Genomic DNA, 22,235 nt, shown 5'->3' with positions numbered 1-22,235 from the left:
GCCTCAGCTGCCGCTGTCCTCGTTGCGCGCATGGCGCGGCTCGGTGAGGGCGCGGCGGTAGCGCGCATAGAGGTCGCTGTCCATGTTGCTGGCGCTGAGGATCTTCAGCGCGAAGGCCTTGACCTCGGCGTCGCTGTACGCCCGCTGGGGCTCGCTGGCGGGCGGTTGCGCGGCGCAGCCCACCAGCACGGGGACGGCCAGCACCAGGCTGGAAAGGGATCGGAACATGGCGGGTTCACCCGGGGCGTGGAAAGTGGGGGTGGACAAAGGCTATCGAGGGCCCGGCATCCAGGGAAATCATCCCGGTCGATAGTCGCTATCGCCCGGGCCGAGTTCCGACACCCGGGGCCGCCATAGGTTCCGGCAGCCCAGCAGGCCGGGCGGATTCGGGGTATCCTTCGCGGCTTTCGCAATCTCCCGGGACCGCGCCATGAAAGAGCAGCTCGCCGAACTCCTCACCCTGATCAGCTCGGGCTGCATGGGCGAGGAGGAAATCCGCCGGATCGCCGAGGAGGCCGCCGCGGCCTACGCCGACCCCGAGGCCTTCCTCGCCGCCAACCCGGACATCAACTACGACGACAGCTTCCCCATCCCGCTGGGCGAATGGGTGGTGGTCGGCAGCCTGCCGGACATCGTGCTGTTCCAGGCCGACGACTACAAGGAACTGTTCGAGGGCATCCGCGCCTCGTTCGATGCGAGCGTGAACTTCGTGCTGCAGGCCAAGCAGTTGCAGAAGGCCGACCCGCTCACCGCGCTGAAGCGCATCCAGGTGCAGCTGGGCGCGCTCTATCCGGAAAAGGGCGGCTATGTGCTGCTGGACTTCAGCGAGCCGCTGGACGACGAGCTGCAGGCGGTGCTGGTGTATGGCTGCGACCTGGAAAGGGTCATGGCCCTGTGCCTGGAGATCGGCATTCCGGCGGCACCGGCCTACGAGCGCCTGGTCGAGGCCAGCCGGGAAGACTGACGCCCCTCGGACGCGCTTCCAGCAACCCCCTGTCGAATGAAGGCGCCCTTGCCGGCACGGCGGACGGCCGTGCCGCGGGGCGGCGAGCGGCTCGCGTTCGTGGGAGCCCTGGCGTGTTCAGGGTTTGGGTTTCCCTTCCGCGCGTAGGAATGCTCTGAGGTCAACCAGGCGATGTCCGGCGATCTCCCGCATGGGCAGCTTGCCGCTGGCGATCCAGGCCTCCAGAACCTCCGGCTGATCGGACATCCCGAGCCATTCGGCGAAACGCTCGAGGCTCAGGTAGTAGGTTTCATCCTCGGGAGCGGGGGAGAAGGGTTCTTCCACTTTCATGTGGTGTCCTGCACCATGACCAGCGCTGTTGGGAGAGAGGCGATACGGATCTCCCGGCGACAATACACTAAATATTAGTGTTTTTGTATGGTGCTTCGAATGTCCGGAAATGGATTACAGATCGTGAAGAAACGTTTCCTTTTTACCGCTGGGGAAAGACTGCGTGGCCTGCGTGAGCTGACCGGGCTCAAGCGCCCGGAATTCGCCAGGATCGTCGGCATGAAGGCCAAGACCGTGGAGAACATCGAGTTCGGCCGCCAGCGCATGCGCGACGAGGATTTCGAGAAGGTCTGCAGCGTCTATCCGGATTTCGCCCGCTGGATCACCTACGAAGGGCCCATCGACCCGGTATCCGTGGCCTGGGAAATCGCCGATTCGGCGCAGTCCGCCGCCGTCTACCTGGTGGAGCAGAACCCCTCGCTGCTGGCCAGCAGCAATCTCAGCCTGGAGGAGTGGCGCAGCCGCCACCACGACGTGCTCGAACGCCTTCGCCAGGAGCCGGGGCGGGAAATCTGCGAGGAAACCGACGACGACCCCGAAGACGGCCCCGACGACGAAGAGGCGCGCGACTAGGCGGCGCAGCCGCGCAGGTAGCCCAGCAGGTCGGGGGCGCCGATGCTGCGCAGGCCGTTGCCGAATTCATCGGCTTGCGGGTGGTCCTTGGGCAGCAGCAGGGTTTCCGGCGTTTCGCTGTTGAACAGGCCGAAGCGCGCATAGGGCAGGCCGGTGTCCAGCAGCAGGCCCATGAACCCGGCGTCGCTCCAGGCCTGGGTCGGCATCGCCAGCACGTGGTAGCGCCGCTCCAGGTCGTCCAGGGCGCTGCCCTGCAGGCTGAACTGGCGCACCCGGGCCGGCAGGCGCAGTTCGAGGCCGCGGCGGCGCGCATAGGCCACCGCGCAGGCGAAGGCTTCGATGTGGTTGTCCAGCTCCAGGAACAGCCGCTGGCCATGCCAGTCGGCCCGCCGCAACTGCAGCTCGATGCCACGCTCGAAGCCGGGCAGGGCCTGCCCGAGCGCCTTGCCGAAGTCGCGGTAGCTGATGATCCGCACCTGGCGCCCGGCATCGCTGGCCGCCAGCGCCTCGAAGTCGGGCAGCGCGGAATTCGCCAGGGGCCGCGGGTGTACAGGCCGTCCACCGCGCGCAGGTCGACTTCTTCGAGTTCCAGCAGGCGCGAGCCGACCAGCTTCTTCAGTGCGGCATGGGCGCGCGCCTTGTCTTCCTGCACCGGCCCGGACAAGGCGCCGCGCGGCAGGTCGACCAGGCGGTAGAGCGGCGCGCCGGACTGCCAGCCGATGCCGCCGGGCGGGCTCGCCGGGGCGCTGAAGCTCAGCGCCAGGGAACGGGTACGCTGCGCGACCTTGTGCTGGTCGGTGCCGCCCAGCCCCAGGCGCTGGGCGATGGCCGCGAGGCGCTGGGCCATGTTGCGGGGTGGATTCATGGTCGACGGCAAACTCCCGATGCCCGGCGGACAGCCTTAAGCATAGGTAAGCCAGTGGCGCTTGTGCGTCCGGGCAGTGACAAATCTTGCTTCCTTCCTTCGATGGCGAGCGCCACGCGGGCGCGGGCTCGACCGCGGCGGCCGCGCCTCGCCTAGGGGCTGGCCGGCCGGCTATACTAGCGCCCCATTTTGCCGACCGATGCCCGACCATGTATAGCCTGGCCCGCGAGCTGCTGTTCAAACTCTCCCCGGAAACCTCCCACGAGCTGTCCATCGACCTGATCGGCGCCGGCGGCCGCCTGGGGCTCAACGGCCTGTTCTGCCCGAAGCCGGCCAGCCTGCCGGTGCAGGTCATGGGCATCGACTTCCCCAACCCGGTGGGCCTGGCCGCCGGCCTGGACAAGAACGGCGACGCCATCGACGGCTTCGCCCAGCTGGGCTTCGGCTTCGTCGAGATCGGCACCGTCACCCCGCGCCCGCAGCCGGGCAACCCCAAGCCGCGGCTGTTCCGCCTGCCGCAGGCCACCGCCATCATCAACCGCATGGGCTTCAACAACCTGGGCGTCGACCACCTGGTGGAGCGGGTCAAGGCCGCGAAGTACCGCGGCGTGCTGGGCATCAACATCGGCAAGAACTTCGACACCCCGGTCGAGCGCGCGGTGGACGACTACCTGATCTGCCTGGACAAGGTCTACGCCCACGCCAGCTACGTCACGGTCAACGTCAGCTCGCCCAACACCCCGGGCCTGCGCAGCCTGCAGTTCGGCGACTCGCTCAAGCAGTTGCTGGAAGCCTTGCGCCAGCGCCAGGAGGACCTGGCCGAGCAGCATGGCCGGCGCGTGCCGCTGGCGATCAAGATCGCCCCGGACATGACCGACGAGGAGACCGCCATGGTCGCCGTGGCGCTGGTGGAGGCGGGGATGGACGCGGTGATCGCCACCAACACCACCCTGGGCCGCGAAGGCGTCGAGGGGCTGCCGTTCGGCGACGAGGCCGGCGGCCTGTCGGGCGCGCCGGTGCGCGAGAAGAGCACCCACACGGTCAAGGTCCTGGCTGGCGAGCTGGGCGGGCGCCTGCCGATCATCGCCGCCGGCGGCATCACCGAGGGTGCTCACGCGGCGGAGAAGATCGCCGCCGGGGCGAGCCTGGTGCAGATCTACTCGGGCTTCATCTACAAGGGGCCGGCGCTGATCCGCGAGGCGGTGGACGCCATCGCCCAGGCGCAGCGCACCGAGCGCTGAGGACAAATAAAAAAGGGCTCCTTTCGGAGCCCTCGGGCTTGCGCCCTGCCGCCCGGATGGGACGGCCTTGGGGAAATCGGTGTGATCCTTGGTCAGCTAGTGGCGTGTTGCATCTGGTTCAGACGTTGCAGGCCGGCAGTGCCGGTGAGGCCATCCCAGTTGTCGCCGCGACCCTCGCGCCAGCCATTGAGCCAGGACTGCCGGGTGGTGGGATGGGTGAAAGGACAGAGATCGCGAGACTTGCCACTGAGGCCGTACTGGTAACCGCGCATAAAGGCTCTTTCCAACGGATCACGCTTGAGTCTTCTCATAGGGTGTTGCCCTCACTTGTTGACTGTTATGTCCCGTTGGCCCCCTGGGGAGGCCTGGCGGACAATTCCGCCAAAAGGGGTCCGTTGCCGGCGTGACAGACCCCGCCCGACACCTTTGCGGCGACGGGTTAAGCTGAGTTCTAAACCATGGGCTTCGAGCCTGTGAACAACCAATTTGTCATAAAGACTTAACTCTTATGGGCTCAGGCCATAAGTTTTCCCCGCAGGCGGCTCGGGCAAATTGCCCGAAACCGCATGTTCAGGGGCTTGTGCAACGGAAGCTGGCAAGCTGCCAGGAAATTGAGAGGTTCTCTCATCCCGACGAGCGGGCCAGTGCCTGCGACCTCGGGTCGCGGGTTGGTGAAACCTCTTGAAATGAATCATGGCCGGGTGCCGGCGTCTGGCGCGGTATCCGGTACCGGGGGCCAAGGCCCCCTGGAAAGGGCTTCGGCCCGGGAATCGCGATGTCGGAACACTACGAACTCTTCCTCACTTGTCCCAAGGGCCTCGACGGCCTGCTGCTGGACGAGGCGCAGGCGCTGGGTCTGATCGAGGCGCGGGCGCAGGTGTCCGCCGTGCGCGGCCGCGGCGACCTGGAGACGGCCTACCGGCTGTGCCTCTGGTCGCGCCTGGCCAACCGCGTGCTGCTGGTGCTGGCGCGCTTCCCGGTGGCCAACGCCGAGGAGCTGTACCTGGGCGTGAACGCGGTCAACTGGAGCGACCACCTCGACCCCGGCGGCAGCCTGGCGGTGGAGTTCAGCGGCAAGGGCTCGGGCATCGACAACACCCACTTCGGCGCGCTCAAGGTCAAGGACGCCATCGTCGACAACCTGCGCGCCGAGTTCGGCCGGCGGCCGACGGTGGACAAGGTCAACCCGGACATCCGCGTCCACCTGCACCTGGACCGCGGCCAGGCGGTGCTGTCCCTGGACCTCTCCGGGCACAGCCTGCACCAGCGCGGCTACCGCCTGCAGCAGGGCGCCGCGCCGCTGAAGGAAAACCTCGCCGCGGCCATCCTGATCCGCGCCGGCTGGCCGCAGCTGGCCGCCGAGGGCGGGGCGCTGTCCGACCCCATGTGCGGCGTCGGCACCTTCCTCATCGAGGCCGGCCTGATGGCCGCCGACATCGCCCCCAACCTCAGGCGCGAGCACTGGGGCTTCGACAAGTGGCTGGGCCACGTCCCGGCGCTGTGGCGCAAGCTGCTGGCCGAGGCCGAGCAGCGCGCCGCCGCCGGCCTTGCGCGCACGCCGCTGTGGATCCGCGGCTACGAGGCGGACCCGCGGCTGATCCAGCCGGCGCGCAACAACATCGAGCGCGCCGGGCTGGGCGAGTGGGTGAAGGTCTACCAGGGCGAGCTGGCCACCTTCGAGCCGCGCCCGGACAAGGGCCAGCGCGGCCTGCTGGTCTGCAACCCGCCCTACGGCGAGCGCCTGGGCGACGAGGCCAGCCTGCTGTACCTCTACCAGCACCTGGGCGAGCGCCTGCGCCAGGCCTGCCTGGGCTGGAACGCCGCGGTCTTCACCGGCGCGCCCGGGCTGGGCAAGCGCATGGGCATCCGCAGCCACAAGCAGTACGCCTTCTGGAACGGCGCGCTGCCGTGCAAGCTGCTGATGTTCGAGGTGGAGCCGCGGCAGTTCGTCACCGGCGAGCGTGGCGCCGAACCCCGCCAGGCGTCCGCCGGGGCCCCGGCCCCGGTCGTCGAGCAGGCGCGCTTGAGCGAAGGCGGGCAGATGTTCGCCAACCGCCTGCAGAAAAACCTCAAGCAGTTGGGCAAGTGGGCCAGGCGCGAGAAGATCGAATGCTACCGCCTGTATGACGCCGACATGCCCGAGTACGCCCTGGCCGTGGACCTGTACCGCGACTGGGTGCACGTGCAGGAGTACGCCGCGCCCAAGTCCATCGACCCGGCCAAGGCCCAGGTGCGCCTGCTCGATGCCCTGGCGGCGCTGCCCCAGGCCCTGGGCATCCCCAGCGAACGCATCGTCATCAAGCGCCGCGAACGCCAGGGCGGCAAGCGCCAGTACGAGCGGCAGAACAGCGAAGGCCGGTTCATGGAAGTGGAGGAGGGCGGCGTGCGCTTGCTGGTCAACCTGACCGACTACCTGGACACCGGGCTGTTCCTCGACCACCGGCCGATGCGCCTGCGCCTGCAGCGCGAGGCCGCCGGCAAGCGCTTCCTCAACCTGTTCTGCTACACCGCCACGGCCACCGTGCATGCGGCCAGGGGCGGCGCGCGCAGCACCACCAGCGTCGACCTGTCGAAGACCTACCTGGACTGGGCGCGGCGCAACCTGTCGCTCAACGGTTTCTCCGACAAGCAGAAACTGGTGCAGAGCGACGTCATGGAATGGCTGCGGGCGGACCGCGGCGAGTACGACCTGATCTTCATCGACCCGCCGACCTTCTCCAACTCCAAGCGCATGGAGGGGGTGTTCGACGTGCAGCGCGACCAGGTCGAGCTGATCGACCTGGCCATGACGCGCCTGGCCAAGGGCGGCGTGCTGTACTTCTCCAACAACTTCCGCAAGTTCGAACTGGACCCGGGCCTGGCGGCGCGCTACCAGGTCGAGGACATCAGCGCCCAGACCCTGGACCCGGACTTCGTGCGCAATCCGAAGATCCATCGGGCCTGGCGCATCAGCGCACGCTGATTCGCCAGGCCCCCGCGGCCAGCATCACTGGCCGCGGGTGGAGGCGTGGAGGTCCAGCAGCACCTGGTCGAGGATGGACGAGGCGCCCCACGGCCGGTTGCTGTTGAGGATGGCCACCACCACCCAGTTGTTGCCGCGGGCGTCGCGGCTGAACCCGGCCAGGGCGCGGACGGTGTTGAGGGTGCCGGTCTTGACGTGGGCCTCGCCGGTCATGGGGGTGTGGCGCAGGCGCTTGCGCATGGTGCCGTCGACGCCGACGATCGGCAGCGAGGAGATGTACTCCGAGGCGTAGGGGCTGTGCCAGGCGGCCTGCAGCATGGCGGCCATCTCGCGGGCGCTGACGCGCTCGTCACGGGACAGGCCCGAGCCGTTCTCCATCACCAGGTGCGAGGCGGTGATGCCCTTGCGCGCCAGCCACTGGCGAATCACCCGCTGCGCCGCCAGGCCGTCGTTGGCGTCCGCGCTGGTGCGGTTCTGCGCGCCGATGCTGAGGAACACCTGGCGGGCCATGGTGTTGTTACTGTACTTGTTGATGTCGCGGATGATGTCCACGGTGTCCGGCGACAGCGCGCGGGCCAGCAGGGTGGCGTTCTTCGGCACGCTGCCCTGGCGGTCGGCGCCGCTGATGCTGCCGCCCAGTTCCTGCCAGATGCCGCGGATGGCGCCGGCGGTGTAGCCCGGGTGGTCGAGCAGCGACATGTAGGTCTGCGCGCTGCAGCCGCGGGGAATCTCGCCGGCGGCGACCAGCACGGTGCCCTCGGCGCGGGTCTCCGGCACGAAGCGCAGCTTCGGCCAGGCCGGGCAGTTGGCCGGGCCGCTGACCTTGATCTGGTTCTCCAGGCGCACGTTGGCCAGCGGCGGGTCCATCATCACCGAGGCCTGGTTGCCTTCGCTGCGCACCACCAGGCGCACGCTCTTGAGGTTGACCATGGCGGCGTCGGGGCCGACCAGGAACGGCTTGTTGTCGTCGCCGCCGTCATCGTTGAACACCGGCAGCTGCGGCTGGTTGAAGTAGCTGCGGTCCAGCACCAGGTCGCCGTTGACCTTGAGCACGCCGTTGGCGCGCAGGTCGCGCATCATCAGCCAGAGCTTCTCCAGGTTCAGCTTGGGGTCGCCGCCGCCCTTGAGGTAGAGGTTGCCGTTGAGCACGCCGTCCTGCAGCTTGCCGTCGGTGTAGAACTCGGTCTTCCACTGGTAGGTGGGGCCCAGCAGCTCCAGGGCGGCATAGGTGGTGAACAGCTTCATGGTCGAGGCCGGGTTCACCGAGACGTCGGCGTTGAAGTAGGTCGGCGTACCCGGGCCGTCCAGGGGGATCATCACCAGCGACAGGGCGTCGTTGGTCAGCTTGCTGGCCTTGAGGGCCTTCTCCACCCGTTCGGGCAGGACGGACTTGATCGGGGCGGCCAGGGTGGGCAGGGCGAAGGGCAGCAGGGTAGCGAAGGCGAGAACACGCAGTGACTTGAACATAGTTGAAGTGAAATCCCGGTTCAGGGCATAGACATGACTAAGGTGACGAAAGCAGACACTGACGATAGACGATTGCGCCAGTGGCGCGGCAACGCGCCGGCGCATTATGCCGCAAGCCGTTGTCGGATGCGCTGGGGTTTGCACGCGATGCGCGTGTGAGTGCCACCTTCGAGCTGCTAGAGTCTGTGCGGGGCGGCGCCCGCCGTGCCCCGCATGCCGTCATCAATCGAGGAGATCCGCCCCATGGCCAGCAACCGTTCCCGTCGTCTGCGCAAGAAGCTCTGCGTCGATGAGTTCCAGGAGCTGGGGTTCGAGCTGTCGCTCGACTACCGCGAAGGGCTCCCCGCGGAGCAATTGCAGGCCTTCCTCAAGCGCTTCGTGGAGCAGGCCATCACCGCCAATGGCCTGGCCTACACCGGTTGCGACGACTTCGGCTTCGTCTGCCTGGCGCGCCGCGGCTCGGTCACCGAGGCGCAGCGCAAGGCCGTGGAGGACTGGCTGAAGCAGCAGGGCGAGCTGGGCGGCAGTTCGGTCAGCCCACTGCAGGACGCCTGGTATCCGGAGCAGCCCATTCACCAGCCTGTCTGAGGGCGGGCCTGGCATACGCCCCGCGGCTCAGCCCGGCGGGGTGTGCGCGCCTTCCAGTTCCAGTTCGGCGCCGGCCTCCGGCGCGGGCGCCGGCAGGTCGACGCCCGCCCAGCGGCGATAGTCGTCCTCCGACATCGGCTGCGAGAACAGGAAGCCCTGGCCGAAGCGGCAGCCCAGTTCGCGCATGCGCTGCAGCTGCTGGCAGGTCTCGATGCCCTCGGCGATCACCCGCAGCTGCAGGTGGCGCGCCAGCACCAGGGTGCTGGCGACCGACTCGTGGGTGCGCGGGTTGTGCTGCATGTCGCGGATGAAGGAAGCGTCCAGCTTGATCTCGTTGCAGGGCAGGTCGCAAAGGCGCTGCAGCGAGGAGTAGCCGGTGCCGAAGTCGTCGATGGCGACGTTGCAGCCGAGCAGGCGCAGGCGGGTGAGGTTCTCCAGGCTGGCCAGGGGCGTGGTCGCCAGCCCCCCTTCGATGATCTCTATGGTCAGGCTGGCGGGATCGATGCCGGTCTGCCGCAGCTTTTCCTTCAGGTGGGTGGCCAGGTCGCGCTGCTGCAGCACCTCCAGGTCGATGTTGATCGACAGCGCCCGCTGGGTGCCCTGGCGCAGTTCGCGGCGGGCGAAGTCCAGGGCCTGGTCCAGGATCAGGTCGAAGAGGTCGGGCAGCAGTTTCATCCGGCGGATCGCGGCGAGGAAGTAGGCCGGGCGCAACAGCCCGTGGACCGGGTGGTCCCAGCGCACCAGCACCTCGGCGCCGACCTCCTGCAGGGTGTCGAGGTCGACCTTGGGCTGGTAGTAGGCCTTCAGTTCGCGGTTGCGCATGGCCTGCCAGACCTCCAGCGCCGAGGGCGTCGGCCGCGGTAGCGGCGGGGCGGCGGCGGGCGTGGCGCTGTAGTGGCGCAGACGCGCCTGCAGGCTGGACATCTGCAGCGGCTTGGTCAGCTCGCCGAGCACCGACAGGCCGTACAGCGTGGCGATGTGGGCGATGGCCCGGCGCAGGTCGGCGGGAATCTCGCTGACCACGATGATCGCCCGCAGCAGCTTCTCCTGGGCCGCCAGGCGCAGGAACCCGAGCAGGTCCATGCCCGGCGGGAGCACGTCGCAGATGCAGATGTCGACTCCGCCTTCCCGCCTCAGCAGCTCGATGGCGCTGTCCCCGTCGCCGGCGGCCAGGACCTGCTCGTAGCCGAGGACCCGCAGGCCGTGCACGGTCGCCTCGCGCAGAAATGCATGGTCCTCCAGCACCAGCAGGCTGGATGGGATCGATCTGTTCATGGTCGCGCGTACCGAATTGGATAACGGGCGAAGTGTGCCGGCTGGCGGGCGCCATTTATTTAAAGAACTTCCATTTTTCTTGTGGGAATTTGCATCAGGGAATGTTGAAAAAGACCGATCGGAAAGTTAGGGGAAGTTGCCCAATCAAGTTTGTGTAGGAATTTATCCTTTGATGTATGGGAATTTACTTAAGATGTTAAAAGTGGCCCCAGTTAATCTCGACACCGATTCCCTAGACGATATCTTACGGCGCACTCTTGGGAAGTCTGTCGGAGATTGAAAATTGAGCAAGGTTCTTATCGTCGATGACCATCCGGTAATACGGATGGCAATGCGCGTCCTGCTGGAAAAGGAAGGTCACACCATCATCGGGGAGACCGATAACGGCGTGGACGCCCTGTCCCTGGTGAAGGATCTGCTGCCGGAGCTGGTGGTGCTGGACATCGGCATCCCCAAGCTGGACGGGCTCGAGGTCATCAGCCGCCTCACCGCGTTCAACCTGCCCCTGAAAATTCTCGTGCTGACCGGCCAGAGCGCCTCGCTCTATGCCATGCGCTGCATGCAGGCCGGGGCATCGGGGTTCGTCTGCAAGCAGGGCGGGCTGGCCGAACTGATCAGCGCGGTCAACGCGGTGATCGCCGGGTACAATTATTTCCCCAGCACCGCCGTGCGCCCGGCGCGCAAGAACAACGGCAGCATGGACGACCATGAACTCATCCAGCGGCTTTCCGACCGGGAAATGTCGGTATTGCAATACCTGGCCAATGGTTATTCGAACAAGGACATCTCCGAGCAGATGTTCATCAGCAACAAGACCGTCAGTACCTACAAGACGCGCCTGCTGCTGAAGCTCAATGCCCATTCGCTGGTCGACCTGATCGAGTTCGCCAAGCGCAACGCACTGGTCTGAGATGTCCGCCATGGGGTCGAGGTGCAGGGCGCTGCTGGGTGCCGTTCTCGGTGCGATGCTGGCGATGGGGGCCTGGGCCGACGAGGCCCAGGCCCCCGCGCCCTGGACGCAGCTCGCGTTGCTGGCCCGCACGGCGGCGCTTCCCGAGAGACCGCGGGTCGAGCTGCCGGAGTCGGACTGGCAGTGGCTGCGCGAGAAGCGCACGCTGGTGGTGGGGGTGGCCGCGCCGGACTACCCGCCGCTGATCGTCACCGTCAGCGGCAGCGAGCTGGAGGGCGTCACCGCCGACTACCTCGGGCTGATCGGCGAAGCGCTCAACGTGCGCATCGAGATGCGCCGCTACCCGTCCAGGCGCCAGACCATCCAGGCGCTGGTGGACGGCGAGATCGACCTGATCGGCCGCGCCACCGGCTTCGAGGCGGAAATCCCCGAGCTGTTGCTGTCGCGCCCCTATTCCCTGAACCAGCCGGTGATCGTCGGGCCGCAGGACATGCGCCTGGAAGGCGACCTGCAGCTGACCGGCAAGCGGCTCGCGGTGGTGGGCGACTACTTCTCGCCGCAGGAGCTGGTCGAGCATTTCCCCGATGCCGAGGTCGTGCATTTCGACTCGCTGCGCCGCGCCCTGGAGTCCGTCGCCCTCGGGCAGGTGGACGCCTACGTCGGCGACGCCCTGAGCGCGCAGTACCTGATCAGCCAGGGCTACCTGGTCAACCTCAAGCTGCTGAACTTCGCCAACTTCAACGGCATCGGCTTCTCCTTCGCCGCGCGCAAGGACGGCAGCCCGCTGCTCTACAGCGTCAACGAGGCGCTGCAGAGCGTCAGCGCCCAGCAGCAGCTGTCGATCCAGCGGCGCTGGAGCGTGGGCGGGGTGTTCTCCATCTCCAACCACCGGCTGAACCTCACGCCCCAGGAGCTGCGCTGGCTGGAGCGCAACCCGCGGCCGCGGCTGGGCATCGACCAGTCGCTGGCGCCGCTGACCTTCTTCGACTCCCAGGGCAATTTCCGCGGCATAGTCGCCGACCTGCTGGACCTGATCCGCACGCGCACCGGCCTGCAGTTCGAGGTGCTGCCGACTTCGTCCATCCCCGGCATGTTCACCCAGGTGCGCCGGGGCCAGGTCGACGCCCTGGCGACCATGACGCCCACCGTCGAGCGCGAGGCGCAGGTGGACTTCACCCGGCCCTACCTGAGCACCTCCTTCGTGCTGCTCTCGCGCAAGGACGACACCCGCCAGGACCTCGCGGACCTCGACGGCAAGCGTGTGGCGGCGCCCCATGGCAGCGTGGTGGGGGCCTACGTGCGCGAGCACTTCCCGCAGGTGAAGCTGGTGGAGGTGGACAACTACAGCGACGCCCTGCCGCTGCTGGAGGAAGGGCGGGTGGACGCCGCCCTGCAGCCGATGCTCACCGCCACCTTCCTGGTCAACCGCTACTACCGCGACCTGCGCATCGCCGCGACCCTGGACCTGGAGCCGGCGCAGATATCCCTGGGGGTCTCGCGGGCCGACCCGGAGCTGCTGAGCATCCTCAACAAGGCCCTGCTGGCGATCTCGCCGGAGGACATGGCCAGCATCATCAGCCGCTGGTCCACCAGCGGCGCCTCGCCGGACAGCATCTGGGAAGGCTACCGCTCGCAGTTCTACTGGTTGCTGTGGGGCGGCCTGGTGCTGCTCGGGCTGATCCTGCTGTGGAACTGCTACCTGCTGTTCAGGGTGCGCGCGCGCCAGCACGCCGAGCAGGAACTGCAGGACCGCCTGGCATTCAAGCGCGCGCTGATCGACGGCATTCCCCAGCCGGTCTCGGTACGCGACGCCGAAGGGCGCCTGATCACCTGCAACCGGGCCTTCCGCGAGGCCACCGGGCTGTCGGAGGAGACGGCGGCGGGGTCGCTGCTGCGGGACTGCATCTGGCTCTCCGCCGAACAGGCCGAGGGCCTGCACCGGGAATACCTCCAGGTGATGGCCAGCGGCGAACCGGTCGCCGTCGACCGGGTGCTGGAGATCAACGGCGAGCCGCGCCAGGTGCACCATTGGCTCACGCCCTACCGGAGCGCGTCCGGCAAGGTTCGCGGCCTGGTCTCCGGCTGGGTCGACGTCACCGAGCGCGAGCGCCTGCACCAGCAGCTGGAGATCGCCAAGGAGCAGGCCGAGGAAGCCAGCCGGGCGAAGAGCACCTTCCTGGCGACCATGAGCCACGAGATCCGCACGCCGATGAATGCGGTGATCGGCATGCTCGAACTGGCGCTGACGCGCAACCGTTGCAGCGGTTGCGGCGAGCAGGGGCCCATCGAGGTGGCCTACGAGTCGGCCAAGTCGCTGCTGCTGCTGATCGGCGACATCCTCGACGTCGCCAAGATCGAGTCCGGCCGCCTGACGCTGCTGCCCGAACGGGCGCGCCTGCGCGAGCTGATCGAGTCGGTGGCCCGCGTCTTCGACGGCCTGGCCAGGCAGAAGGGCCTGCTGCTGAAGCTGGAGATCGAGACCGAGGCCGCCTGCGACGTGCTCATCGACCCGCTGCGCTTCAAGCAGATCCTCTCCAACCTGGTGAGCAACGCCATCAAGTTCACCGACCAGGGCAGCGTCTGGGTGCGGGTCTCGGGCGAGCCGCTGCCCAACGAGCGGCTGGCACTGGAGGTGTGCGTCGAGGACAGCGGCATCGGCATCGCCGAGGAAGACCAGAAGCAGCTCTTCGAACCCTTCAGCCAGGTGCAGCGCGAAGGGCGCGCCAACCACGGCGGCACGGGGCTGGGGCTGACCATCTGCCGCAAGCTGGCGGAAATGATGGGCGGCTCGGTGCGCCTGGAGAGCGTGGCCGGCGTGGGCACCAAGGTGCACGTCAGGCTGGTGCTGCAGGTGCTGGAGCCCCTCGCGCCGGAAGAGGATTCGATCATCCTGCGCCGCCCGGTGGAGCAGCGGACATTGCACGTGCTGGTGGTCGACGACCACCCGGTCAACCGCCTGCTGCTGGCGCAGCAACTGGAGCACCTGGGGCACACCGTGGCCATGGCCACGGATGGCGGCGAAGCCCTGCAGCTATGGCGGCCCGGCGAGTTTGACCTGATGATCACCGACTGCAACATGCCGGTGCTCAGCGGCTACAGCCTGGCCAGGCGAGTCCGCGAGATCGAGCGGGAGACCGGCGCGGCGCATTCCCCCATCCTCGGCTTCACGGCCAATGCCCAGCCCGACGAGATCGCGCGCTGCAAGGAGGCCGGCATGGACGATTGCCTGTTCAAACCGATCAGCATCGAGCAATTGCGCGACCAGCTGGAGCAACTGCAGCGCGGCGAGATGATGCCGCCGGCGGCGGCTCCGGAAGAGGCACCGCAGGAGGAGGGCGACCTGGACATCGGCGCGCTGCTGGAGATGACCGGCGGCAACGCCCAGCTGACGCGCAACCTGATGGCCGAGCTGATGTCCAGCAACGAGGCGGACGCCGAACAGCTCGAACCCCTGTTGCACGAGCAGGACCGGCGGCGCCTGGCCGAGCTGGCCCACCGCATCAAGGGCGCGGCGCGGCTGGTGGGCGCCATGGCCCTGCATGACCGCTGCGCGGAGCTGGAGAAAGCCTGCGCCGAGCGCGCCGAGTTCTCGACCCTGCGCAGTGCCGTGGAGCAGCTGCGCAGGGCGCTGGATGCGCTGCAGGCCAGCCTGCATGGCCACCTGAAGCAGCTGGACGAGGAAGGCTGCATCCGGCCGGCGCCGTCGGCCACCGAGAACGACCCGGCCTAGGGCCGGGCTTCCCCGTGGGCGCGGCGCAACCTCGACGCCTCACACCGGGCTGGAGCGCCCGGTCATCTCCCGCGCCATTTCGGTGGCATAGCTGTCGGTCATCCCGGCGATGAAGTCGATGACCCGCAGGAAGGCCTTGTGCAGCGGCCAGTCGGGGTCGGGGGCGTTGTGCCCGAGCAGGTCGAGGATGCGCTGGTTCTTGAACGACGGGCTGCGGCCGCCATGCTGTTCCAGGGCCGCGCCGCAGAAGGAATTGAGCAGGATTTCCAGGGTGGTGTAGGCGCCGATCTCGTGCAGCGTCTTGCGCTTGTCCTGGAAGATCTTCTGCCGCGCCAGGGCCTTGGCCTGCTGCACGCAGCGCTTGGCCGGGCCGCTCATGTGCTCCACCAGGTCGCCGCCCAGGCCGCCCTCCAGCAGGGCCCGCTTCTGCTCGACGAAGGCCCGCGCGGCGGCGTTGCTCAGGTGCTCGATGGCCTTGCCGCGGAGGATCGCCAGGCGCCGCCGGCGGGAGTCGCTGGGGCCGAGCTGGCGATAGGTCTCGGGAATGTCGTCGCCGACCAGGTCCAGCAACAGGGCCTCCACCTCGGGGTAGTCGAGCAGCTCCATCTCCAGGCCGTCTTCCAGGTCGATCAGGCCGTAGCAGATGTCGTCCGCCGCCTCCATCAGGTAGACCAGCGGGTGGCGCGCCCAGCGCTCGTCGTCGAGCTTGGGCATGCCCAGCTTCTCGGTGATCTGCTCCAGCAGCGGCAACTCGCTCTGGTAGCAGCCGAACTTGTGCTTCTTGTAGCCGAGGGAGTCGGCGTGGCGCGCGGTCCAGGGGTACTTCAGGTAGCTGCCGAGGGTGGCGTAGGTCAGGCGCATGCCGCCGTCGAACTGGTGGTACTCCAGCTGGGTGAGCACCCGGAAGCCCTGGGCGTTGCCCTCGAAATTGAGGAAGTCGGCGCGCTCGTCGGCATCCATGGCGTCGAGCCAGCCGCGCGCGGCGGCCTGCTGGAACCAGTGGCGGATGGCGTCCTCGCCGGAGTGGCCGAAGGGCGGGTTGCCGATGTCGTGGGCCAGGCAGGCCGACTGCACGATCACCCCGAGGTCGCTGGGGTCGCACCATTCCGGCAGCTCGCCGCGCAGCATCTCGCCGACGCGCATGCCCAGGGAGCGGCCGACGCAGCCGACCTCCAGGGAGTGGGTCAGGCGCGTGTGGATGTGGTCGTTGCTCGACACCGGGTGGACCTGGGTCTTGCGCCCCAGGCGGCGGAAGGCGCCGGAGAAGATGATGCGGTCATGGTCCTTGTGGAAGGCGCTGCGGCCCAGTTCCGCGCTGCTGTGCACGGGTTTGCCGAGGCGCTCGCGGGGGAGCAGGGTATGCCAGTCCATTCGCTCGTCCGATTGCTCGTGGTGGGGCCAACGCTACCCCTTGCCCGCGGCAATCTCAATCGCGGCCTGTCACAGGCCTTCGGCGTCGATGTCGATCAGCAGCAGGCGGCGGCCCTGGTCGATGAACTGCCCGGCGGTCATGCAGTACTGGTTGGTGGTGGCGTCGCGGTAGGTGTTGGACAGCGTCAGCCGGCGTTCTTCCCAGCCCTCGGCGAGCAACTGGTAGAAGTAGGGGCGCCAGGACCAGTTGTGGCCGACGTAACGCCGGTCTTCCTTCCAGAACAGGCCGTTCCATTCCAGGTTGGGCGAGATCTGCGTGCCGTGGCGGTCGCACTGGTACACCCGCAGCAGGCGCGGGAAGGCGTCGGGGGTGGGCAGGCTGGCCAGGCGCGCGCCGCCCTCGGCCCAGGGGCGCAGGCTGGCGACCAGTTCGGCCAGTTGCTGGCGCAGCTGCACCAGCCGGGCGCGCTCTTGCAGCTTGCGCTGTACGTAGCGGTCGCGCCACTGGCCGAAGGCGTCGAGGTAGGTGTCGCTGGCGGGGAAGTCCAGGGCCGGGCGGGCGAACAGGTAGCCCTGGACGAAGCGCGCGCCGCACTCCAGGGCGAAGTCCAGTTCCGCCTCGGTCTCCACCCCTTCGGCGATGATCCAGCAGCCGGTCTTCTCGGCCATCTGCGCCAGGGCCTTGACCACCTCGCCGCTGGGGCCGCCACGGGCCGCCTGCTGGAACAGGCGCATGTCCAGCTTGAGGATGTCCGGCTGCAGCGCCAGGACGCGGTCGAGCTGGGAGTAGCCGGCGCCGAAGTCGTCGATGGCGATGCGCGCCCCGGCCTCGCGGTAGCGCGCCACCACCTCGGGCAGGCGCTGGTTGCCGCCGCCCAGTTCGGTGATCTCGAAGACCACCCGGTGCGGGTCGACGCCGTGCTGCTGCAGTTGCTTGAGGCTGGGCAGCGGCTGGTTGGGGCGCAGCCGGCTGATCCAGCGCGGCGAGATGTTCAGGCTGAGGAACCAGTCCGCGGGCGCTTCTGGCAGGCGCGCCAGGGCGTCGTCGCGGATCTGCCGGTCGAGGCGGCGCAAGGTCGCCGGGGGAATCTTCGGATCGACGAACAGCGGGCCCACCGAGAGCAGCTGGCCGTCGGCCTGGCGCATCCGGCCGAGGGCCTCGACCCCGGCGATCAGGCCGGTGGCGGTATCGATGAAAGGCTGGAAGCAGGCGACCGGTTGCCCGTCGATCAAGGGACACATCCTTAGTGAAGGGGAAGGGAGGGCGTTGCCGCCGGCCCGGGATTGCCTCCTAGCAAGAATGTAGCCAGGGCGCTCAGTCGCCCTGGCCCGCCGGCGGCTTCTCCGGGCTGCCCGCGGCCGGCTGGCGCAGCTTCAGCAGCAGCGGCGCGAGCACGATGGCCAGGCGCAGCAGGCGCACCAGGCCGCGTTTGCGGCGCAGCATCAGGGCGGCCGCGGCCGCCGCGCCGCCGGCGGCCCACAGCGAGGCGCCGCCGCGCAGTTGCTGGCGCACGCCCTGGCCCAGGTCGCGGGCCTGGCGCAGCGGCTGCAGGAGCTTCTCGCTTTCCTGGCGCAACTGCTGGCGCTGGACTTCCAGGCGCAGGCGCAGCACGGCCTTGCGCAGTTCCTGCCGCGTGGGGCGGGGGGAGAGTTGCGGCAGTTCACTCATGGCAGCAGTTGCTCCCGGTCACGGGCCAGTTCTTCCAGGGTGGCGCTGAATGGCGAACTGTCGTCGTCCACCAGCTGGTACAGGCGCCAGGCGCACAGCCCGCCGCCCAGCGCATAGAAGGCGCACAGGCCGAGCACGGCGGCCAGCCGGTCGCTGTCCCAGAACAGCACCAGCACCAGCAGCGACAGGCCCAGTATCAGCAGCAGGGCGAACAGCAACGCCAGCCCGGCGAACAGCAGCAGCGCCAGGGTACGGCTCTTCTGCTCCTGCAGCTCCAGGCCGAAGAGTTCGACATGGCCATGCAGCAGGCCCAGCAGTGCGGCGCCGAAGCGCCGCACGGAAGGGCCCTGGTGTGGCGGGGCGTCCTTGGCGTCGCTCATCGGTCAGCGCCGCCCGACCAGCAGGCCGAGCAGGAAGCCGACGCCCGCGGCCAGGCCCACGGCCTGCCAGGGATGCTCGCCGACATAGTCCTCGGTGGCGTCCACCGCGGCGCGGCCCTGGTCGCGCACGGCGCTCTGCGCGGCGTCGATGCGTTCGCGGGCCCGGCCCAGCCCGGAGCGCAGCTGTTCGCGCAGGGCATCGGCTTCCTCGCCGGCCAGTTCCGCGGAGGTCTGCAGGAGTTTCTCGGTGTCGGCCACCAGGGCCTGGAACTCGGCCAGCAGCTCGTCCTTGGTGGTATTCGCGGTGCTCTTGCGGGGCATTGTGAGGCTCCTTGTGTTTGCGAGGGGTTCACTGGTTTCTGAGCCCCAGGGCGTTGGGAAGTTTCCCATAAATCGACGGCGAAGCGGCGACGTAGAGCAGGACTCAGGCCCGTTCAGTGAAGACCAGTCTGCGCCGCTTCGCCCGTCGGGCGCATGGTATGCCGCTTGCAACGCCGTGGTGCGTCATCCGGTGCGAGTGCCCCAGACAGGGGCGTTCAGGGACGTCCGAAGACCGCCGGAAAATCCATTAACCAACTGAAAGACAAAAGAAAAATCAAAAAAACAGAGGTGCCCCTCCGCGCCCTCGTGTGCCGTGTGGAGCAGGGGGCTGGACCTTATCGGTGCGCCTGCGCTTCATGCTGGTGCGGTGCGCTGGGGCGATGAGCTGTTTTGGTGCTTTTTCGGTCTGATCCGGGGCTGCCTGATTCATGGAAAACCTCAACAGTGCCGTGGAAACCCTGATCCACGGTTCCAATACCCTGTTCATCCTGCTGGGCGCCGTGATGGTGCTGGCCATGCATGCCGGCTTCGCCTTCCTCGAGGTCGGCACGGTGCGCCTGAAGAACCAGGTCAACGCCTTGTCGAAGATCCTCTCGGACTTCGCCGTGTCCTGCCTTGCGTACTTCTTCATCGGCTACTGGATCGCCTACGGCGTGGATTTCCTCAAGCCGGCCAGCGAGCTGAGCGCGGAGAACGGCTATGCGCTGGTCAAGTTCTTCTTCCTGCTGACCTTCGCCGCCGCCATCCCCGCGATCATTTCCGGGGGCATCGCCGAGCGCGCCCGGTTCGCCCCGCAGCTGTGCGCCACGGCGCTGATCGTGGCCTTCGTCTACCCCTTCTTCGAGGGCATGGCGTGGAACGGCAACCACGGCCTGCAGGCCTGGCTGGCCCTGAAGTTCGGCGCGCCCTTCCATGACTTCGCCGGCTCCGTGGTGGTGCACGCCTTCGGCGGCTGGCTGGCGCTGGCCGCGGTGCTGCTGCTGGGCCCGCGCAACGGCCGTTACCGCGAGGGCCGGCTGGTGGCCTTCGCGCCGTCGAACATCCCCTTCCTGGCCCTGGGCGCCTGGATCCTGGTGGTCGGCTGGTTCGGCTTCAACGTGATGAGCGCGCAGACCCTGGACCACGCCAGCGGCCTGGTGGCGGTGAACTCGCTGCTGGCCATGGTCGGTGGCACCATCGCCTCGCTGCTGGTGGGGCGCAACGACCCCGGCTTCCTGCACAACGGCCCGCTGGCCGGCCTGGTGGCGGTGTGCGCCGGCTCCGACCTGATGCACCCGGTCGGTGCACTGGCCACGGGCCTGGTGGCCGGCGCGCTGTTCGTCTGGGTGTTCACTGCGGCGCAGACGCGCTGGAAGCTCGACGACGTGCTCGGCGTATGGCCGCTGCACGGCCTGTGCGGCGCCTGGGGCGGCATCGCCTGCGGCATCTTCGGCCAGCAGGCCCTGGGCGGCCTGGGCGGGGTGAGCCTGGCGAGCCAGGTGCTGGGCACCCTGCTGGGCATTGTCATCGCCTTCGCCGGCGGGCTGCTGGTCTACGGCGGGATCAAGGCGGTGGTGGGCATCCGCCTGAGCCAGGAAGAGGAGTACTACGGCGCCGACCTGTCGATCCACAAGATCGGGGCGATCAACCACGATTGAGCGCCGTTCGTGCCACCGCGGCGTCCTGCGCGGCCGGTGAGTCCAATCGCGGACGGAGTCCGCTCCTACGCCCGTGCCTCCTGGAACCGTAGGAGGACCTTGTCCGCGATCATGGCGGATAACGCCGTAGGCGTTATGCGCCCTACGGGGAGCCCGGGAGCTTTGTGGTTTTGCATCACGCTCTCCCTGAAGGGATAGGGGGCTGTCCCGAGCAAGCGGATAACGCAGCGTCAGCCGGCAAACTCGTAGGGCGAATAACCGTTCGCGGTTATCCGCCGTTAGCCCAAACACCGATGCCCGACGACGATGGCGGATAACGCCGTAGGCGTTATGCGCCCTACGGGTTTCCAGAGAAACAACCGAGCGCACCGGAACGCCCCTTCAGAAGGCCGAGCGAAACCGGCGCTCAGGAGGTCATGCGACATGGATGTCGCGAGAGCCCCGATGGGCTACAGGGACGTACCCTCGGGGCGGGCCTCCGTGGCGGGGGAGTTCGTGAGGGTAGCCCGGCTTCATCGGGCCCGTATGCGGGGCAAGCCTTTTTGGTTCCTTTTGTGGCGTTTGACAAAAGGGACTCGCCCGAGGGGGCGAAACGAGAGATCTCAGCGCACTCGGAGCGGCGCGCTACACCAAGCCCCCAAGCCAATTGGGTTCCCGCGTTCGCGCACTACTGTCCGGAATAAATTTTGCGAGGAAAAGCCTGGAGGGCTTGCGGGGGCTGAAGGCACGGATTAAACCGTTGAGCGCCAACTCAACCCCAGCCCCCGCAAGATGTTCAGAATAAGCCGTTTTCACGATGTTCTAAAAGCTCTGCCCCGCGGAGTCTTCGATCGACTGGTCGCCGAACAGGGCGCCGACAAGCACAGCAAGCGCTTTGGCAGCTGGCATCACCTGGTCGCCATGGTGTATGCCCATCTGGCCAGCGTAAGCAGCCTGCGTGCGTTGGAAACCAGCTTCAACAGCCAGTCCAATCATCACTATCACCTCGGTGCGGGCCCGATCCGGCGCTCGACCCTGGCCGACGCCAACGAGCGCCGTAATGCCCAGGTCTTCGCCCTGGCGGCGCAATACCTGATGACCGGCGCCTGCCGCCAACTGCGCCGCGACGGGAAAGAATTGCTGTACCTGCTGGACTCCACGTCGATCACCCTCAAGGGCCCAGGCTTCGACGAGTGGACGTTGAGCAACCGAACCCGCACCCAGGGGCTGAAAGTCCATGTGCTGTATGCCGAGCAGGCCGCCGCGCCGGTGCATTGCAGTTTCACTGCCGCCAACGTCAATGATGTCGACGAAGGCAAGACGCTGAGCATCGAGCCGCGGGCCACCTACGTGTTCGACAAGGGCTATTACGACTTCAATTGGTGGGCGAGCCTGGATGCCCAGCAGGCCCGCTTCGTCACGCGTTTCAAGTCCAATGTGGCGCTCAAGGTCCTGGCCCAGCGCGAAGTGCCCGTGCAGGACCGGGAAACGATCCTGCAGGACGCCGAGGTGCGTTTTTCCAATCGTTCCCCCGGTGGCAGACGGCGCAATCACTACACCAAGCCGCTGCGACGAATCCTGGTGAATCGCCCGGGCGGTGAGCCTCCGCTGAGCCTGGCGACTAATGACCTGACCAGCCCAGCGACCGAGATTGCGGAGCGCTACCGGGATCGCTGGCGAATCGAACTGTTTTTCAAATGGATCAAGCAGCACCTGAAGATCAAGCGCTTCCTGGGGCGCAGCGAGAATGCCGTGCGCATCCAGATTCTCTGTGCGTTGATCAGCTACCTGCTGCTGAGTCTTTACCAACGTCGGACCGGAGCCCGGCAAAGCCTGTGGATGCTGATGGTGGAGGTACAGGCGACGCTGTTTCAGCGCCCTGGCCTGGAGGCCGAACGCTCCCGACGACGACGGGAGCGACTACAGGAGATTAACCAACGGCAAGGGCAGCTGTTAATAGCATGAAAAGTGCC

19 protein-coding genes and 1 pseudogene are annotated in these 22,235 nt (G+C 67.6%); 9 read left to right on the top strand and 11 right to left on the bottom strand.

The genetic code is table 11. The annotated features are described in order from the left end of the window. Nucleotides 1–3: 3 nt before the first annotated feature. Entirely contained in the window at nt 4–228 is a 225-nt protein-coding gene (locus PKO50_RS21865) for a hypothetical protein (RefSeq protein ID WP_089392671.1), read from the bottom strand. 202 nt (nt 229–430) lie between these two features. On the opposite strand from PKO50_RS21865, the gene PKO50_RS21860 reads away from it, so the two are divergent. Continuing rightward, on the top strand, nt 431–964 hold the full coding sequence (locus PKO50_RS21860) for a hypothetical protein (protein WP_109934753.1): 534 nt from the start codon (nt 431–433) through the stop codon (nt 962–964). Nucleotides 965–1,081: 117 nt separating this feature from the next. On the opposite strand, the gene PKO50_RS21855 is transcribed toward PKO50_RS21860, so the two are convergent. Next, entirely contained in the window at nt 1,082–1,294 is a 213-nt protein-coding gene (locus tag PKO50_RS21855) for a DNA-binding protein (protein ID WP_109934754.1), read from the bottom strand. A 123-nt stretch (nt 1,295–1,417) separates the two neighbouring features. Here PKO50_RS21855 and PKO50_RS21850 point away from each other — a divergent pair, with 123 nt between their 5' ends. Continuing rightward, nucleotides 1,418–1,867, top strand: a complete 450-nt coding sequence (locus PKO50_RS21850) for a helix-turn-helix transcriptional regulator (protein WP_275627219.1) — start codon at nt 1,418–1,420, stop codon at nt 1,865–1,867. Here the strand turns inward: PKO50_RS21850 and PKO50_RS21845 are convergent. Beyond that, nucleotides 1,864–2,714 (bottom strand): annotated as a pseudogene (locus PKO50_RS21845) (DUF6685 family protein). The gene PKO50_RS21850 and the pseudogene PKO50_RS21845 sit on opposite strands and share 4 nt — an antisense overlap. 227 nt (nt 2,715–2,941) lie before the next feature. Between PKO50_RS21845 and PKO50_RS21840 the strand changes: the two are divergent. Next, nucleotides 2,942–3,973 (top strand): quinone-dependent dihydroorotate dehydrogenase, encoded by a 1,032-nt coding sequence (locus PKO50_RS21840; protein ID WP_275627218.1) that lies wholly within the window; start codon nt 2,942–2,944, stop codon nt 3,971–3,973. Nucleotides 3,974–4,065: 92 nt separating this feature from the next. Here the strand turns inward: PKO50_RS21840 and rmf are convergent, their stop codons facing one another. Further along, nucleotides 4,066–4,284: a ribosome modulation factor gene (gene rmf / locus PKO50_RS21835; RefSeq protein ID WP_109934758.1), complete on the bottom strand. Its 219-nt coding sequence runs from the start codon at nt 4,282–4,284 to the stop codon at nt 4,066–4,068. Between the two features lie 464 nt (nt 4,285–4,748). Here rmf and rlmKL point away from each other — a divergent pair, with 464 nt between their 5' ends. Next, on the top strand, nt 4,749–6,935 hold the full coding sequence (gene rlmKL / locus PKO50_RS21830; RefSeq protein WP_275627217.1) for a bifunctional 23S rRNA (guanine(2069)-N(7))-methyltransferase RlmK/23S rRNA (guanine(2445)-N(2))-methyltransferase RlmL: 2,187 nt from the start codon (nt 4,749–4,751) through the stop codon (nt 6,933–6,935). 24 nt (nt 6,936–6,959) lie between these two features. On the opposite strand, the gene dacB is transcribed toward rlmKL, so the two are convergent. Then, nucleotides 6,960–8,402 (bottom strand): D-alanyl-D-alanine carboxypeptidase/D-alanyl-D-alanine-endopeptidase, encoded by a 1,443-nt coding sequence (gene dacB / locus PKO50_RS21825; RefSeq protein ID WP_109934760.1) that lies wholly within the window; start codon nt 8,400–8,402, stop codon nt 6,960–6,962. 243 nt (nt 8,403–8,645) lie between these two features. On the opposite strand from dacB, the gene PKO50_RS21820 reads away from it, so the two are divergent. After that, on the top strand, nt 8,646–8,990 hold the full coding sequence (locus PKO50_RS21820) for a 50S ribosome-binding protein YggL (RefSeq protein WP_109934761.1): 345 nt from the start codon (nt 8,646–8,648) through the stop codon (nt 8,988–8,990). Nucleotides 8,991–9,017: 27 nt separating this feature from the next. Here PKO50_RS21820 and PKO50_RS21815 read toward each other — a convergent pair whose 3' ends face one another. Beyond that, nucleotides 9,018–10,265, bottom strand: a complete 1,248-nt coding sequence (locus PKO50_RS21815) for an EAL domain-containing response regulator (protein ID WP_109934762.1) — start codon at nt 10,263–10,265, stop codon at nt 9,018–9,020. A 283-nt stretch (nt 10,266–10,548) separates the two neighbouring features. On the opposite strand from PKO50_RS21815, the gene PKO50_RS21810 reads away from it, so the two are divergent. Both PKO50_RS21810 and PKO50_RS21805 read left to right on the top strand, forming a co-directional pair. Continuing rightward, entirely contained in the window at nt 10,549–11,175 is a 627-nt protein-coding gene (locus PKO50_RS21810; protein WP_024128782.1) for a response regulator transcription factor, read from the top strand. A gap of 64 nt (nt 11,176–11,239) precedes the next feature. Next, nucleotides 11,240–14,905: a transporter substrate-binding domain-containing protein gene (locus tag PKO50_RS21805; protein ID WP_275627216.1), complete on the top strand. Its 3,666-nt coding sequence runs from the start codon at nt 11,240–11,242 to the stop codon at nt 14,903–14,905. Nucleotides 14,906–14,944: 39 nt separating this feature from the next. On the opposite strand, the gene PKO50_RS21800 is transcribed toward PKO50_RS21805, so the two are convergent. The 5 genes from PKO50_RS21800 to PKO50_RS21780 all read right to left on the bottom strand — a co-directional run bounded on the left by PKO50_RS21800 (nt 14,945) and on the right by PKO50_RS21780 (nt 18,646). Continuing rightward, on the bottom strand, nt 14,945–16,276 hold the full coding sequence (locus PKO50_RS21800; protein WP_109934763.1) for a deoxyguanosinetriphosphate triphosphohydrolase: 1,332 nt from the start codon (nt 16,274–16,276) through the stop codon (nt 14,945–14,947). A 69-nt stretch (nt 16,277–16,345) separates the two neighbouring features. Beyond that, entirely contained in the window at nt 16,346–17,509 is a 1,164-nt protein-coding gene (locus PKO50_RS21795; protein WP_275627215.1) for an EAL domain-containing protein, read from the bottom strand. Nucleotides 17,510–17,591: 82 nt separating this feature from the next. After that, the gene (locus PKO50_RS21790) at nt 17,592–17,945 is read right to left on the bottom strand and encodes a hypothetical protein (protein WP_275627214.1); all 354 of its coding nucleotides are present in this window, start codon (nt 17,943–17,945) and stop codon (nt 17,592–17,594) included. After that, nucleotides 17,942–18,325, bottom strand: coding sequence for a phage holin family protein (locus PKO50_RS21785; RefSeq protein WP_089392658.1), 384 nt, complete (start codon nt 18,323–18,325; stop codon nt 17,942–17,944). Before PKO50_RS21785 ends, PKO50_RS21790 begins: the two co-directional genes overlap by 4 nt. Before the next feature lie 3 nt (nt 18,326–18,328). Next, complete coding sequence (locus PKO50_RS21780) at nt 18,329–18,646, bottom strand: YqjD family protein (protein WP_089392657.1); 318 nt, start codon at nt 18,644–18,646, stop codon at nt 18,329–18,331. 428 nt (nt 18,647–19,074) lie between these two features. Here PKO50_RS21780 and PKO50_RS21775 point away from each other — a divergent pair, with 428 nt between their 5' ends. Together PKO50_RS21775 and PKO50_RS21770 are read left to right on the top strand one after the other, a co-directional pair. After that, nucleotides 19,075–20,283, top strand: a complete 1,209-nt coding sequence (locus PKO50_RS21775; protein WP_109934766.1) for an ammonium transporter — start codon at nt 19,075–19,077, stop codon at nt 20,281–20,283. 771 nt (nt 20,284–21,054) lie between these two features. Further along, nucleotides 21,055–22,227, top strand: coding sequence for an IS4 family transposase (locus PKO50_RS21770; RefSeq protein WP_275627213.1), 1,173 nt, complete (start codon nt 21,055–21,057; stop codon nt 22,225–22,227). Nucleotides 22,228–22,235 lie beyond the last annotated feature (8 nt).

Origin of the sequence: Pseudomonas sp. 273, from assembly GCF_029201425.1 — a bacterium.
Taxonomy (GTDB): domain Bacteria; phylum Pseudomonadota; class Gammaproteobacteria; order Pseudomonadales; family Pseudomonadaceae; genus Pseudomonas; species Pseudomonas delhiensis.
The sequence above is the reverse complement of the archived record's forward strand: the minus strand, read 5'-3'. Positions and strand labels throughout refer to the sequence as shown.